Below are 14,258 nucleotides of genomic sequence, written 5' to 3'. Positions count from 1 at the left end.
ACCGCGCATCGAGTTGTTCGACTTGTGCTAGCCAAGGTTAAGCCGCACCTTGTCGAGCAGATCACCGATCTGGAACGGTTTGATCAACAGGTCCATCCCAGTGTCCAGAAACGCCTGCCGATCCAGCGCGGTCTCGGCATAACCGGTCATGAACAAAACCGGCAGCCCTGGGCGGTAAGTACGCGCCATGTCGGCCAGTTCGCGGCCACTCATGCCCGGCAGCCCGACATCGGTCAGCAACAACTCGATGTCGGCATCCTCGCGCAGGTGGTCCAGCGCTTGCTCGATGGTTTCGGCCAGGGTGCAGCGATAACCCGCGTCAGCAAGCACTTCTGCCACCGACAGGCGCACAGAGGCCATGTCTTCGACCACCAGCACATGCTCGCCAGCGCCGCGCTGGTCCAATTGTGGCACCTGTGCCTCACAGGTGACCTGGTGGCTGCTGGCCGGCAACATCAACGTCACCTCGGTCCCCTGCCCTGGCACGCTGCAGATCGACACATGCCCACCCGACTGGCGGGCGAAGCCATAGATGGTCGATAGCCCAAGCCCGGTCCCTTGGCCTACCGGCTTGGTGGTGAAGAACGGGTCGAACACCCGCTCCAGCACCTCCGGTTCGATGCCGCCGCCATCATCGCGCACGCTCACCGCCACATAGGGGCCGTCCTGCAGGTAAGGGTTGCCATGCGACCAGCTCGCCGCGGTGTTGACCCAGATATGCCCGCCTTTGGCCAGGGCATCGCGGGCGTTGATCACCAGGTTGAGCACCGCACTCTCTAGCTGGATCGGGTCGACCAGGGCGATGGTCGGCTCGCTGGAAAGCTCCAGTACAAGCACGATCCGTTCGCCGATGGTGCGGGTGATCAGCTCTTCCAGCGAGCGCACGCGCTCGTTGATGTCCACCGGGCGGGTGTCCAGCGGCTGCTGACGGGCAAATGCCAGCAGCCGGTGGGTCAGCGAAGCGGCGCTCATGGCGGAACTGAGCGCGGCGTCTGCGTAACTCGGGATCTTTTCCAGACGGTTCTGCGCCACCCGTTTGCGGATCAGCTCCAGGCTGGTGATGATGCCGGTCAGCAGGTTGTTGAAATCGTGGGCGATCCCTCCTGTCAGGCTGCCCAAAGCGTCCATCTTTTGTAACTGCAGCAGTTGCGCCTCGGTCTGCGCCCGCTGGGCCATTTCTCGCGCCAGCTGGGTGTTGGCGTCATCCAGGCGTGCCAGGTGCGAGCGTTCGCGGTGGCGGTGTTCGGTGACGTCCTCGACGAACACCAGGCAGAACCCTGGCGCTCGGTAGGGCGAAAGCTGCCACTCGGTGTCCCGTGGCTGGCCGTGCACGCTCATGCCCAGCGTGCCACGCCAGCGCTGGCCAGCGGCCAGGTGCTGGCGCAAGGCCGCGATGGCGGTTTGCTGACCGTCGACAAAACACTCCTGCAGCGCCTTGGGGTTACGGTTGTCTTGGGTCAGCTGGGCGAATGCATGGTTGCACTCATGCACCTTGAGCTCGGCATCGAGCACTGCGATGGGTGCTGAGACATTGGTGAAGATTTCCCGAAAGTTGGCCTCGCTTGCACGCAGCGCCCGCTCGGTATCGCGCACCCGCATCAGGGTCCGCAGGGTCGCCACCAGCACATCCGGGTCCACTGGATGCACCAGGTAAGCGTCGGCACCGGCATCGAGCCCGGTAATGATGTCGCCGGTCTGGATCGACGCCGCCGACACGTGAATCACCGGCAACAATGCAGTCTCAGGGTCCGCGCGCAGCAACCGGACGATATCAAAACCGCTCATGTCCGGCAGGTTGACGTCGAGGATCAGCCCGTCGATCTGCTCGCTGCCGATCATGGCCAGCCCCTCACCACCGGTGCCCGCCTCCAGCACCTGGTAGCCATGCAGGGCCAGGCGGCGACGCAGCGCATAACGCGTGGCGACGTTGTCGTCGACGATCAGCAGGCGAATGTCAGGGTTCATCAGCGCTCTCCTGGGCCAGCGCCAGCGGGATGATGACAAAGAACGACGACCCTTCGCCCGGCACACTGTCCACCCCTACTTCACCGCCCAGCAAGGCCGCGAAGCGCTTGCACAGTGACAAGCCGAGGCCGGTGCCGCGCAGGCGTTTCTGTAGCGGCGAGTCGATTTGGGCGAAGTCTTCGAACAGCCCGCCCAGCAGTTCAGGTGCGATACCGATGCCTGTGTCGCTGACCGCGAAGCGGATCTGGTCGTTGCCCTGCAAGTGCGCCGACACCCGCACTTCGCCACGGGTGGTGAACTTCAGCGCGTTGGAGATGAAATTGCGCAGGATCTGCGCCAGCTTCTTGTCATCGGTATACATCTTCGGCAGCCCGTGTGGCTCCTCAAAGATGAGGTCCACCGAGCCCATGTCGACGATCGGGCGGAACATCCCGCGCAAGGCAGCGAACAGGTCGAGCATGTCGAACCAGGCCGGCGAGATGGTGATGCGACCGGCCTCGATCTTGGCCAGGTCGAGCAAGTCGTCGACCATGTCGCTGAGTTCGCGCGTGGCGTTGCTGACGAAGGCCACCTGCAATTGCTGCTCCTTGCTCAGCGGCCCGTCCACTTCGTCGGCCAACAGGCTAGTGATGCTCAGGATCGAGCCCAGCGGCGTGCGGAACTCGTGGCTCATGTAGGACAGGAAGCGGCTTTTAAGGTCCGACGCCTGGCGCAACTGTTCGGCCTGGGTATCGAGCTCGGCATACAGCGCCAGCACACCCTGGTTGGTTTCTTCCAGCTCAGCGCGCAGGGCTTGGTTTTCGGCTTGCAGGTGTGCCATGCAGGCAGCCTGCTCGGCCCGGTTGTCGTCAGGCATGCACCGTCTCCAGATCGAGGACCAGCACGGTCACATCGTCCCGCCCACGGCAGAAGTCGCGGTGCAATACCGCCGCGATCACGGCCGGGTGGCGAAGCACGAGGCCCGGGTAAGCTTGAAGGTTCCAACGGGACTGTAGGCCGTCACTGAACATGATCAACAGGTTTCCCCTCACGTGAGCGTAGTCGAACACTTGCCCCTTGCGGTACTGCCCTCCAACGATGCCGGGGTGCGAGGCCAGGCCCCGCGGGCGTTCGCCGCCGACCAGGGTGGCGCCGATGTTGCCGATACCGATGAAAGCGATACTGTCACGCGCGCCCTCGTACTGGGCAATCGCGACGGCCCCGCCGCGCGTGCCGTTCATCGCTTGATGCAGCTCGCCCAGTAAGTACTGGGGCGCGCTGAACGGGCTCTGGGCAAAGGCCTGCGCGCCTGCTTTGGCGGCGCGTTCCGCTTCTTCGCCATGGCCCAGGCCGTCGATCAACAAGGCACTCACGCGCTGCTCGCCGAGGGTCACGTGCCACGTATCGCCACAGGCTGGGTCGTCATGCAATGAATGCTGGCTGACGCCCAGGCGAATGTCATTGGCCGTGCCTCCTTTGTAGACCCGCGCCAGTACTACCGCGCCATGTGCATCGGTGTGCACATCGAACACTTGAGCCAGACGGCTGACAGCCCCCAGGCCGATACCCTGAGTGCCACCTGTGGAGTACCCATCGATCAGGCAGTTGGCCAGGTCAAAGCCGTGCCCGCGGTCCACAGTCAGTAACTCGATGCCAGGCTGGCCGCCATGGGCAAGCACGCGCAGGTGCAGCTCGCCGCATGCGGCATGCTTGAGCACATTGCTGGCAAGCTCGGTGGCGACGAGGGCTGCCCGGCCTGCATCAGCGGCGTCGAAGCCCTGCTGTTCGGCAAGTTTCTGCACCACACGTCGGGCGTGCCCGACCTGGCTGGCATCGTCCAGGCGCAGCACCTGGGTCAGGCTTGCGCTCAGGCTCATATCCATCGGGTGATCATTACCCGGGTACCTTGCCCGGGCGCGGTGTCCAGCTCGAATTCGTCGACCAGGCGTCGTGCGCCGGTCAGGCCAAGGCCCAGGCCGCCGCCCGAGGTCCAGCCATCGGTCAGGGCCAGTTTGATGTCGGCAATGCCCGGCCCTTCGTCACGGAACACAAGGCGTACGCCGACGCGGCCGGCCTCTTCGATGACCTCCCAGTCCATGTCACCGCCCCCGCCGTACACCACCGTGTTGCGGGCCAGTTCACTGACGGCGGTGACCAGTTTGGTCAAGTCGACCAGGCGCATGCCGCAATCGCTGGCGATTTTTCGCGTCAATTGGCGGGCCAGCACCACGTCCTGCTCGATGCGTACCGGCTGGCTGCCACGCTCACGAAGGCTCATGAGTGGCCTACCCGCTTGCGCAACAGGTGCATGCCGCGGTCGACATTGAGCGCAGTGCTGACACCCGGTAGGGTCAGCCCTAACTCCACCAGGGTGATCGCCACCGCTGGCTGCATGCCGACCAGCACGGTCTCGGCATCCATGATGCGCGACAGCCCCGAGATAGTGGCAATCATGCGGCCGATGAACGAGTCGACCATGTCCAGTGCCGAGATGTCGATCAGCACGCCACGGGCCGAGGTGTGTTCGATGCGATCGGTCAGGTCGTCCTGCAGGCGCAGCGCCAGCTGGTCATGCATATCGACCTGGATGGTCACCAGCAGGAACTCGCCCATTTGCAAGATGGGGATTCGTTCCATGGGCTCAGCCCCGCTCGCCAGCAGCGGTACCCAGGCGCGCCAGCGCCAGCTTCAGGGCATCGGCGAGGTTGGACTTGGTGGTCAGCGTGCCCAGGTCCAGGCCCAGGTGCACGATGGTTTGCGCAATTTGCGGGCGCACGCCGCTGATAATGCAGTCGGCGCCCATGAGGCGGATGGCGGTCACGGTCTTGAGCAGGTGCTGGGCCACCAAGGTATCGACTGTTGGCACGCCCGTGATGTCGATAATGGCGATCTCGGAGCCTGTGTCGACGATGCGTTGCAACAGCGACTCCATCACGGTCTGGCTGCGATGGGAGTCCAGGGTGCCAATCAGTGGCAACGCCAGGACGCCTTCCCACAACTTGACCACGGGGGTCGACAGCTCCAGCAACTCTTCCTGCTGACGCTTGATCACGGCTTCGCGATTCTTCTGGTAAGTGCGGATGGTGTGCAGGCCGAAGGCATCGAACAGCGACGAAATCTCCCACAGCTGCTCGGCCAGCAGCGCGGGCTGCTCGCGGTAATGGGTTTGCAGCAAGTTGAACAGCGGGCCCTTCAGCGCAAAGATGAAGAATGCCGTCTGATGGGACTCTTGGCCCACCTGGGCGCGGCTGGCAGACAGCTTCTCGAGGAAGCGGCGTGTCTCTTCCCAGCCTTCGGCAGCAATGTTGGTGCCGCTTTCATTGCGCAAGCCATCGACCACCAACTGGAGGAATTCACGGGTTTCCTGGCGCAGGTCCTGTTCGCGGATATTACGCGTCGCCCCGTTGGCCTCGAGTGAGGCGTGCCACTCACTCAGCAGCTGCGCCTGATTGCTGCCAATCGCTTCCAACGTACTGTTCTGCAGTGCTGCCATGTCGAGTTAGCTCCGTAAAATACGTGGCCGGTGCCCCATAATTCGTACCGGCTCCGAGAAGTGACATTTGCCGAGGGAAATAGTTGTGGCGACTGGCAATTAATTGCATTGCGCCATCGCACGTGCCGCTAACTCTAGGCCAAGATTGCCTGGCGCGTTGCGAATCGAAGCCGCCTACACCGGCAACTCGGTGGTGAGCTTGATTTTCTCCATGGGCACTTCGGTTTTGACGTTTTGCACCACACTCAGGCTGGTCAAGTGAGCGATCTGGAAGCGGCGATAGGCCTCAAGGTCCGCGGCTACCACCCGCAACAGCAAGTCGCAGTCACCCGCCATGACGTGGCACTCCACCACTTCGGGCAAAAGCCGCACTGCTTCGACGAACTCATCGGTGGTGTCCTGGTCCTGGCGCTTGAGCCACACCCGCACAAACAAGGTCAGGCCCAGCGCTACCTTGGCCGGGTCCACCAGCGCCACATAGCGCTCGATAACGCCGGCTTCTTCCAGCAGGCGCACCCGCCGCAGGCACGGTGAGGGCGATAACCCCACCTGTTTGGCCAGCTCCTGGTTCTGTAGGCGGCCGTCGCGTTGCAGCGCCCGCAGGATACGTCGATCGATGGCGTCGAGCTTGATTGGCATTGAAAACCTTTGATTGGAATATTTCGGCAGCAGATGCCAAATACTCACGCCAGTAGAGCCACTACGCAACCCGATTTCAGCGATTCATTGGAATAATTTTCCCCCACTGGAGGTGACCATGAATGCCCTTGAATCCGTAGTTGAAGACCCCCCTGCAACGCCAGACCGCGAATGCCCCGCTGCCGCGACCACCGAATCGCCACCCCAATCGAGCCCGCGCACCGGCTCCACTTCGAGGGGGTGTCAGTGGGTGGCCTGGGTCAGCTTCATCACGCTCGGCGCGCTGATCGGGCCGCTGCTGGGTGACCTGCACCCCTACGGCTTGGACATGGCATTTGCCGCCGTCTTGCTGGTACTGCTCAAGGGCCTGTGGAAAGGGGTGCATGCCGCCCTGCCCTGGCTGTTCAGCCTGGTGACTGCAGGGCTGTTCTACCTGCTGATTCCCGGTGGCGGGTACGTGCTGGCGGGCACGCTGGCCGGCCTGGTCAGCGCGTACCTGTGGGCCAAGCCATTCAGCCGGGTGCTGAACGCCGCCCCTGGCTGCGTGCTGGTTGCCGTGATCACGCCCGCCTTCGTTTCTGGCCATCCCGCAGACCTCATCGCCCTGGCACTTACCGCTTATGCCGCTTCACGGTTTTCAATCTTGCCAGTGATGCTGTTCGCCCTCGCCGTGACCGCTGCGCTGCGTACGCTACTGCCCGGCTGACGCCAGCTTGCCGGCAGCCGGCAAGCTGTCGAGAAATGCGGCAATCTGTTGGCTGCCACGCACGTGCACGACAGGCACCTGCGGCCCTTTCGCCAGGCGCTGCGCCTCGATGCCTGGGCGGTAGCCGCGATCGAAGTTCCACACGAAGTTCAGGAAAGTCAGGAACGCCCGGTCGAGTTTCTCTGTGCAACCGGCGGGTAGGTCTGGACGGGGCCGGTTCATGACGCTGCGCAGGATCACCCGGGTGAAACAGGTAAGCCGGGGCGTATCGAGCCAGATGACCAGGTCGGCACGGGGCAGGCGCAGGTCGAATGTGCGCCGGGCGTAGTTGCCTTCACACACCCAGCTGTCCCCTGCTGTCGCCTCGCCGACCCGCTGGCGGAACAGCTCGGCGTCCGGTTCGACCCAGCCGGGCTCCCAGAACAGGGTATCCAGGTGAACCACCGGCACGCCGAGCCGCTTGCCCACGGCACGAGCAAGGGTGGATTTACCACTGCCGGCATTTCCCAGAATCACAATCCGTTGCATGGCGGCTTCCTGTCGCGAAAAAAGCCGGCAATTGTGCAGGTTATGGAGGGGCAGTCCAATCCCTACACAAAAATAGACTTCATTGGTTTAGCCGGCTTCCATAGGACAGCACATAACTTATGGGTTTAGCAGGGACCTGTGGGAGCTGGCTTGCCAGCGATCACCGGCGAAGCCGGTGCCATGACTGGTCCTTACACCATGTGCATCTCGCGAATCAGCTTCTTGTTGATCTTGCCGATGCTGGTCTTGGGGATGTCGGTGACGAAGTGCACCTGCCGGGGGATCGCCCACTTGTTGATCTGGCCCCGGTCGACGAACTGCTTGAGGTGCGCCTCGAGCATCGGCTGGTCAAGGCTGTCACCGGGCGCGCGGACCACCAGGGCAATCGGCCGCTCACCCCACTGTTCATCGGGAATGCCGACCACCGCCACGGCGCTGACTGCCTGGTGCTGGCTGATCAGGTTTTCCAGGGTCAGCGAGCTGATCCATTCACCGCCGGTCTTGATCACGTCCTTGATGCGGTCCTTGATCTCCAGCACGCCGTGGCGGTCGATCGAGCCCATGTCACCGGTGTGCAGCCAGCCGTCCTGCCACAGCTCGGCGCCTTTCTGCGGCTCGTGCAGGTAGCCCTGGGTCAACCAGGGCGAGCGCACCACGATTTCCCCCAGCGACTCACCGTCGTGTGGCATGTCGTTGCCCTGAGCATCGACGATACGCAAGTCGACCATCGCCACCGGGGCGCCGGTCCTGATGCGCTGCGCGACCTGCTCGCCCATGGGCAAGGCCAGGTCTTGTTCGCGCAAGTGGGTCAGGGTCAGCAGCGGGCAGGTCTCCGACATGCCGTAGCCACTGTAGATCAGCATGCCGCGCTCGCTGGCCTGACGGGCCAGGCCGTGGGTCAGCGCGCTGCCACCGAGCAGAATCTTCCAGCGGCTGAAATCGGTGTGCCAGCCTTGCTCGCAGTCCAGCATCATCTGCAACAGGGTCGGCACACAGTGCGAGAACGTCACCCCCTCGTCGCGGTACAGCCGTACCAGCGTGTTCGGCTCGTAGCGCCCCGGGTACACCTGCTTGACCCCCAGCACCGTGGCCACGTACGGCACACCCCAGGCGTGCACATGGAACATCGGCGTGATCGGCATGTACACGTCGCTCGACCGCAACAGCGGCTGGCCGTCGTAAGCGGCAAAGGTGCCCAGTTCGTTGAGGGTGTGCAGCACCAACTGACGGTGGGAGAAGTACACCCCCTTGGGGTTGCCCGTGGTGCCGGTGGTGTAGAACAAGGTGGCCACCGAGTGCTCGTCGAAGTCGTCGAACTCGGCCTGGCAACTGGCGCTGGCCAGCAGCGTTTCGTACTCGCCCAGCACTGGCAGCGTGGTGGCCGTGGCCTGTTCGTCGGTCAGTTGCAGGTAACCGCGCACCGTGCCCAGCTGGCCCTGAATCTGCTCCAGCAGCGGCACGAAATCGTCGTGTACCAGCACCAGGTGGTCTTGCGCATGGTTCATGGTGTAGGCGACCTGCTCCGGCGATAGCCGCACGTTCACTGTGTGCAGCACAGCGCCTAGCATCGGCACGGCAAAAAAGCACTCCAGCGAGCGGTGGCTGTCCCAGTCCAGCAGCGCCACGGTGTCGCCCGCCTGCACCCCGGCAGCACGCAACACATTGGCCAGGCGCCGAACCCGCTGGTCGAGGTCGCGGTAGGTGTAGCGCAGCCTGTCGGCGTAGACGATCTCCTGCTCAGGATGCTGCCGTACCCCCGACATCAGCAGGCGCTTGATCAGCAAGGGGTAGGCATAGGCACCGGCTGCCGGCGGCATTATTTTTGTCTTGGCCATGAAGGTAGATTCCAGTTTCCGTGTTCGTTTCAACTAATAGGGCGCTCAAGCGCTCATCCGTGTGTGCGCCCGGGGTTCGCTCACCTGCTCACCCGGCGGCGCGGTAGGCGCGCAGGGTTGGGGAGCAGCGGCGACAAAGCGTTTGTCCGGCAGCAGGAAGTACGACAGCGCGGGGATCAGCACCAGGGCGCCGAGCATGTTCCACAGGAACATGAAGGTCAGCAGGATGCCCATGTCGGCCTGGAACTTGATCGGCGACCACGCCCAGCCGACCACCCCCGCCGCCAGCGTGATGCCGACCAGCCCCACCACCCGGCCGGTGAAGGCCACGGCGTTCTGGTAGGCCTCACCCAGCGAACGACCTTGGCGCTGGTACTGCAGCTGCACGCTGAGCAGGTACAAGGCGTAATCCACACCAATGCCGACGCCCAGGGCGATAACCGGCAACGTGGCCACTTTCACGCCAATCCCCATCACCACCATCAAGGCCTCGCACAGCACCGAGGTCAGCACCAGCGGCAACAGCGCCACCAGCGTCGCCCGCCAGCTGCGGAAAGTGATCAGGCAGAACAACGTCACCGCCAGGTAAACGAACAGCAACATGGTGCGGTTGGCTTCACGGACCACAATGTTGGTTGCCGCCTCGATGCCGGCACTGCCGGCCGCGAGCATGAACTGGCGGTCGGGGCTGCTGTTATCGCGGGCAAAGCGGTCGGCGATGGCCACCACGTCGTCCAGGGTCTGGGCCTTGTGGTCTTTGAGGTAGGCGATCACCGGCATCATCGAGCAGTCGGTGTTGAACAGCTCCGGCGCATTGACCGACGCTTGCTGGGCGGCGTAGTTGAGCATGTCCTGGTTGCGTTGCAGGCTGCTCATCTTCGGGTTGCCCTCGAATGAACCCGCCGTAATCTGGCGCACGGCATTCACCAGCGACACCGTGGTCTGCACGCCCGGGTACTGCTGCAGCTCCCAGGCCAGGCGGTCGGCAAGCATCAGCGTCTGGTAGCTGAGGCAGCCTTCCGGCGGGGTCTTGATCATCACCGCGAACAGGTCGCTGGACAGCGCGTAATGCTGGGTGATGTAAGCGTTGTCGCGGTTGTAGCGGGAATCGGCGCGCAACTCTGGCGCCCCGCTGTCGAGGTCACCGATCTTCAACTGCAGGCTCACCCAGAACCCACCCACGCCCATCAGCGTGGCCACCAGCACGGCGCCCGTGGCCCACTTGCGCGTGGTGAAACGGTCGAGCGCATCCCACAGTTTGCCGAAGCCGCGGTGCTCGGCAGCGCGCTGGTCGATGCGCAGCGCCCGTGCGGCGGCCTTGCGGCCCACGCCGACGTAGGACAACGCCACCGGTATCAACAGCAACGAGGTGAAGATCAGCACCGCGACACCAATACTGGCGGTGATTGCCAGGTCCTTGATCACCGGGATGTCGATCAGCATCAGCACGGCAAAGCCCACGGCGTCGGCCAGCAACGCAGTGACCCCGGCCACGAACAGGCGGCGGAAGGTGTAACGCGCCGCGACCTGCCGGTGCGTGCCACGGCCAATGTCCTGCATGATGCCGTTCATCTTCTGCGCCGCATGGGACACGCCGATGGCGAAAATCAGGAACGGCACCAGGATCGAATAAGGGTCGATGGCATAGCCCAGCCAGCCGACGATACCCAGTTGCCACACCACCGCCGTGAGCGAACAGAACACCACCAGCAAGGTACTGCGCACACAGCGGGTGTACAGGAAGATGATCACCAGCGACGTGAGCACCGCCAGAGCAAAGAACATCATCACCTGGACCAGCCCGTCGCTCAGGTCGCCCATCAACTTGGCAAACCCGATGACCCGCACCTTGTACTTGCCATGGCCCTCTTCGCCGGCCTTGCGCGCCGTGCTGTCCCGCGCGTACTCGTACTTGTCGCGCAGCTGCTGCTCGAGCATCTGCGAGAACTGCCGGTAATCGATGCCGCGGCCGGTGGCCAGGTCGTGGTCGAGCAGTGGCACCACCAGCATGCTCGATTTGAAATCGGTCGCCACCAGGCTACCGACAATGCCAGCGCGGTTGATGTTCTGGCGCAGTTGATCGATATCGGCGGGCTTGCCCTGGTAATCGTCGGGCATCACCGGGCCACCCTGGAAGCCTTCCTCGGTGACTTCGGTCCAGCGCACCCCTGGGCTCCACAACGACTTCATCCAGGCGCGGTCCACGCCCTGGGCCAGAAACAGCTCGTCGTTGACCTGCTTGAGCACGTCCAGGTACTCCGGGTCGTAGATATCGCCCTGGGTGTTCTCTACCACCACCCGCACCGCGTTGCCCAGGCCGCGCAGCGACTTGCGGTTGTCGAGGTAGTTCTGGATGTAGGGCTGGCTCTGCGGGATCATTTTTTCGAAGCTGGGACGCAGCTCAAGGCGGGTCAGCGCCAGGTACCCCAACACCCCCGTGACCAGCACCATGAACAGCATGAACAGCGGGCGGTAATTGAAGACCATGCGCTCCAGCACGTTGCCGGAACGCGGGTCGAAATCCCGCAGGTCGCGGATGACCGGCAGGGTGTCTTGCTTGATGTTGGCCATCACTGGGTTCTCTTGGAATGCTTGGAGGCTTATCGGGCGGGCAGCACGCGTACACCGCGCTCGCCTACCAGCACGGTGGCATTTGCGCCGGTCTGCAGGGCGCCGGCCACCGGTGCCGGCGGCACCTGCGGTTGCACGGCAAAGCTCAGGCCGCCGTCGCGGCTGCGCAGCACCTGACCGCCCTGGCTGAACAGCCAGTAGTCACCGTGGCTGTCGAGGCTGGCGGCGGTGATGCTCTGGGTCACCCCGGTGTCCACCTTGGCCCAGCTCTGGCCGCCATCGAGGCTGCGTGCCACATGGCCGCGCAGGCCGTAGGCGAGCACCTCGCCAGGCTTGCCGAACACGCCAAACCAGGTACCTGGGTAAGGGCTGGGCAAGGCGACGAAACGCTGCTGGCCGGCATCCCACTTCAGCAGCAGGCCCTGTTCGCCAACCAGGTACAGCGCATCGCCGACGGCCCGGATCGCATTCAGGTGAAAACCTTGCGGGTTGTCGGTGCGGTCTTGCATCGGCACCCAGGTGCTGCCGCCGTCGTCAGTGCGCAGGATCAGGTTGAACACCCCCACCGCGTAGCCGTGGCGGGCGTCGGCGAACCACACACCGAGCAACGGCTTGTCGGCGCCCTCCTGCTCCAGGCGCTGGCCCTCGGCGGCAAACTGCGCCCATTGCGCGTCCTCGGGGTACGCCTTGGCCAAGGCCTGGTAATGGGCCGCCACCAAAGCGCCAATCTGCCGCCCATCGAGCTGCACCGCCCAATTGGCGCCGCCGTCACGGCTGTGCAGGATCACCCCATCGTTGCCCACCGCCCAACCTTCCAGGGCAGTGGGGAACGCCAGGGCATTAAGGTCGGCACTGACCGGCACGCTGGCCTGGTGCCAATCCTGGCCCTGGTTGTCGGAATACACGATATGGCCACGCGGCCCTGCCGCGACCAGCCGCTCACCGGCCAGTGCTACATCGCGCAGCGCACTGTGCACCACCAACGCACTGGTTTTGGCCGGCAAGTCCAATACATCGACATAGGCCGCCTGGGCCCCACCGCAAGCGCCGCCCAAGGTGAGCGCGACGGCCAGCGCCCACGGCGTAAACGTGTTCAAAGTAGCCATGCCACATCCTCTGCAAACCCTGCCGGCGGCCACCTGTGGGCAGCCGGCAGGCTGATCGTCGGGGTCAGCGAATACCGGCGCCGGCCAGGGCTTCCGGCGACCACTGCGCCTTGGACAGAGGGGCGATGTACTCGATACCGCCGTGCGGGCCAATCAGGCCATTGACGTTGTAGCTGCCACCCACCAGGTCGTAGACCACATGCGGGTTGTTGTTGGGGATCTGCACGTCGTAGCTCTGCGTGAAGAAGCTGAACGAGCCGCGATACAGCTGGCCACGAGCGTCGTACTGGTCGGAGGCCAGGGCGAACCAGCTGTCCTCGTCGAGGTAGAAGCGGCGCTTGGCATAGATGTGCCGCGCATTGCCCTTGAGCGTGCCTTCCACTACCCACACGCGGTGCTTCTCCCAACGCACCTGGTCAGGCGCCAGGTGGTTCGGCGTGGTCAGGGTTTTCGGGTCGTGGATGTAGGTCAGCCGGTAGGTGTTGTACGGCACGTACATCTCGCGCTTGCCTACCAGGTGCCAGTCGTAGCGGTCCAGCGCGCCGTTGAACACGTACACGTCATCGAACGTACCCGAGCCGGCGGTGCCCGGGTTGGGGGTGTCGTAGGCCAGGTTCGGCGCCAGCTTCACACGGCGCTGCCCGGGCAGGTACTGCCAAGCGCGACGTTCCTGCACCAGCGGGTTGGCGGCGTCCTTGAGCATCATCGACTCACCGGCACGGCGCGCCGGGCCTTCGAAGTACAGCTTGGTCTGGAAGTAGATGTCCTTGGCTTCGATGACCTTGTTCAGGTCTTCGTAGATCGGGTAGGCGTTGTAGGCCAGGCCCGTGGTCGCTAGGGCCGCAACGCCGGCAGCGTCGACGTTCCAGGAGTCGTACTTGGCCTTCTGCGCCACGCCTTGGTAGCGCAGCAGGTGGTTCCACATGGCCTCGGCACCCGATTGCGGCACCGGGAACGGCACGCCGGGCAGGACATTTTCGATGGCCATGCCATCCTGCAGGGACTTGGCATTGGCAGCGTTCTTCAGGGTGTTGTCCAGCAGTGCCTTGGGCAACGCGGCAGTGCGGTGGCTGGGGTAGACGTCGATGTGGAAAGTGGGGAAGCGCTTGGCCAGCTCCACGGTGGTGGCGGTCAGCGCGTCCTTGTACTGGTCGACGTTCTTGCCGTCGATCACCAGCAGCGGCTTTTCAGTGGCAAAGGGGTCGGGGCGCAGGGTATCGCCTTGCTTGAAGCCAGCGGGCGGGGTGTTCAGGCCGCCCTGGTAGGCCGGGATCGAACCGTCGGCGTTGCCCGCCTTGTCAGCACCCACCGCGGTCAGGTCCTTGCCCAGCCGGGCGACATCCTGGGCCGGGGCGGCCGCTTGGGCGCCCCCGGCGATAACGACCGCAAGCGAGGCCGACAGCAGGCTATTGAGATACTTCATCAGGTTTCTCCGC

The 14,258-nt window shown here is 64.0% G+C and carries 13 protein-coding genes; 1 reads left to right on the top strand and 12 read right to left on the bottom strand.

The window, feature by feature from the left end:
- Positions 1–27 precede the first annotated feature (27 nt).
- From ACMCNM_RS12475 to ACMCNM_RS12445, 7 genes are all read right to left on the bottom strand, one after another.
- The gene (locus tag ACMCNM_RS12475) at positions 28–1,965 is read right to left on the bottom strand and encodes a response regulator (protein ID WP_412764463.1); all 1,938 of its coding nucleotides are present in this window, start codon (positions 1,963–1,965) and stop codon (positions 28–30) included.
- Entirely contained in the window at positions 1,955–2,821 is an 867-nt protein-coding gene (locus ACMCNM_RS12470; RefSeq protein WP_275750972.1) for a sensor histidine kinase, read from the bottom strand. The genes ACMCNM_RS12475 and ACMCNM_RS12470 overlap by 11 nt, the downstream gene beginning before the upstream one ends.
- Positions 2,814–3,827: an ATP-binding protein gene (locus ACMCNM_RS12465; protein WP_412764462.1), complete on the bottom strand. Its 1,014-nt coding sequence runs from the start codon at positions 3,825–3,827 to the stop codon at positions 2,814–2,816. The genes ACMCNM_RS12470 and ACMCNM_RS12465 overlap by 8 nt, the downstream gene beginning before the upstream one ends.
- A complete protein-coding gene (locus tag ACMCNM_RS12460; protein WP_027596406.1) occupies positions 3,818–4,222 on the bottom strand; it encodes an anti-sigma regulatory factor in 405 nt (134 codons plus the stop codon). The genes ACMCNM_RS12465 and ACMCNM_RS12460 overlap by 10 nt, the downstream gene beginning before the upstream one ends.
- A complete protein-coding gene (locus ACMCNM_RS12455) occupies positions 4,219–4,581 on the bottom strand; it encodes an STAS domain-containing protein (RefSeq protein WP_027596405.1) in 363 nt (120 codons plus the stop codon). Before ACMCNM_RS12455 ends, ACMCNM_RS12460 begins: the two co-directional genes overlap by 4 nt.
- Before the next feature lie 4 nt (positions 4,582–4,585).
- Positions 4,586–5,437, bottom strand: coding sequence for an STAS domain-containing protein (locus tag ACMCNM_RS12450; protein WP_186703388.1), 852 nt, complete (start codon positions 5,435–5,437; stop codon positions 4,586–4,588).
- A gap of 174 nt (positions 5,438–5,611) precedes the next feature.
- Complete coding sequence (locus ACMCNM_RS12445) at positions 5,612–6,076, bottom strand: Lrp/AsnC family transcriptional regulator (protein ID WP_081717555.1); 465 nt, start codon at positions 6,074–6,076, stop codon at positions 5,612–5,614.
- A 118-nt stretch (positions 6,077–6,194) separates the two neighbouring features.
- Here ACMCNM_RS12445 and ACMCNM_RS12440 point away from each other — a divergent pair, with 118 nt between their 5' ends.
- Positions 6,195–6,782, top strand: a complete 588-nt coding sequence (locus ACMCNM_RS12440) for a hypothetical protein (RefSeq protein WP_225935660.1) — start codon at positions 6,195–6,197, stop codon at positions 6,780–6,782.
- Here the strand turns inward: ACMCNM_RS12440 and ACMCNM_RS12435 are convergent.
- From ACMCNM_RS12435 to ACMCNM_RS12415, 5 genes are all read right to left on the bottom strand, one after another.
- Positions 6,768–7,310 (bottom strand): AAA family ATPase, encoded by a 543-nt coding sequence (locus ACMCNM_RS12435; protein WP_186683095.1) that lies wholly within the window; start codon positions 7,308–7,310, stop codon positions 6,768–6,770. The genes ACMCNM_RS12440 and ACMCNM_RS12435 overlap by 15 nt on opposite strands.
- Positions 7,311–7,501: 191 nt before the next feature.
- Complete coding sequence (locus ACMCNM_RS12430; RefSeq protein WP_412764461.1) at positions 7,502–9,145, bottom strand: fatty acid--CoA ligase; 1,644 nt, start codon at positions 9,143–9,145, stop codon at positions 7,502–7,504.
- A gap of 45 nt (positions 9,146–9,190) precedes the next feature.
- Positions 9,191–11,716, bottom strand: coding sequence for an efflux RND transporter permease subunit (locus ACMCNM_RS12425; RefSeq protein WP_412764460.1), 2,526 nt, complete (start codon positions 11,714–11,716; stop codon positions 9,191–9,193).
- A 29-nt stretch (positions 11,717–11,745) separates the two neighbouring features.
- Positions 11,746–12,822 (bottom strand): WD40/YVTN/BNR-like repeat-containing protein, encoded by a 1,077-nt coding sequence (locus ACMCNM_RS12420; protein WP_412764459.1) that lies wholly within the window; start codon positions 12,820–12,822, stop codon positions 11,746–11,748.
- Between the two features lie 64 nt (positions 12,823–12,886).
- Positions 12,887–14,245 (bottom strand): DUF1329 domain-containing protein, encoded by a 1,359-nt coding sequence (locus ACMCNM_RS12415; RefSeq protein ID WP_099453819.1) that lies wholly within the window; start codon positions 14,243–14,245, stop codon positions 12,887–12,889.
- Positions 14,246–14,258: the final 13 nt, after the last annotated feature.

The organism is Pseudomonas sp. NGC7 (assembly GCF_047159675.1).
GTDB lineage: Bacteria > Pseudomonadota > Gammaproteobacteria > Pseudomonadales > Pseudomonadaceae > Aquipseudomonas > Aquipseudomonas kermanshahensis.
Note: the sequence above shows the minus strand (reverse complement) of the source record. Positions and strands in the feature narration are given on the sequence as shown.

What these genes read in the sequence shown, in the direction of transcription:
- ACMCNM_RS12475 (WP_412764463.1), bottom strand. Translation starts at nt 1,965, where the DNA reads ATGAACCCTGACATTCGCCTGCTGATCGTCGACGACAACGTCGCCACG.
- ACMCNM_RS12430 (WP_412764461.1), bottom strand. Translation starts at nt 9,145, where the DNA reads ATGGCCAAGACAAAAATAATGCCGCCGGCAGCCGGTGCCTATGCCTAC.
- ACMCNM_RS12420 (WP_412764459.1), bottom strand. Translation starts at nt 12,822, where the DNA reads ATGGCTACTTTGAACACGTTTACGCCGTGGGCGCTGGCCGTCGCGCTC.
- ACMCNM_RS12460 (WP_027596406.1), bottom strand. Translation starts at nt 4,222, where the DNA reads ATGAGCCTTCGTGAGCGTGGCAGCCAGCCGGTACGCATCGAGCAGGAC.
- ACMCNM_RS12415 (WP_099453819.1), bottom strand. Translation starts at nt 14,245, where the DNA reads ATGAAGTATCTCAATAGCCTGCTGTCGGCCTCGCTTGCGGTCGTTATC.
- ACMCNM_RS12450 (WP_186703388.1), bottom strand. Translation starts at nt 5,437, where the DNA reads ATGGCAGCACTGCAGAACAGTACGTTGGAAGCGATTGGCAGCAATCAG.
- ACMCNM_RS12455 (WP_027596405.1), bottom strand. Translation starts at nt 4,581, where the DNA reads ATGGAACGAATCCCCATCTTGCAAATGGGCGAGTTCCTGCTGGTGACC.
- ACMCNM_RS12465 (WP_412764462.1), bottom strand. Translation starts at nt 3,827, where the DNA reads ATGGATATGAGCCTGAGCGCAAGCCTGACCCAGGTGCTGCGCCTGGAC.
- ACMCNM_RS12425 (WP_412764460.1), bottom strand. Translation starts at nt 11,716, where the DNA reads ATGGCCAACATCAAGCAAGACACCCTGCCGGTCATCCGCGACCTGCGG.
- ACMCNM_RS12435 (WP_186683095.1), bottom strand. Translation starts at nt 7,310, where the DNA reads ATGCAACGGATTGTGATTCTGGGAAATGCCGGCAGTGGTAAATCCACC.
- ACMCNM_RS12440 (WP_225935660.1), top strand. Translation starts at nt 6,195, where the DNA reads ATGAATGCCCTTGAATCCGTAGTTGAAGACCCCCCTGCAACGCCAGAC.
- ACMCNM_RS12445 (WP_081717555.1), bottom strand. Translation starts at nt 6,076, where the DNA reads ATGCCAATCAAGCTCGACGCCATCGATCGACGTATCCTGCGGGCGCTG.
- ACMCNM_RS12470 (WP_275750972.1), bottom strand. Translation starts at nt 2,821, where the DNA reads ATGCCTGACGACAACCGGGCCGAGCAGGCTGCCTGCATGGCACACCTG.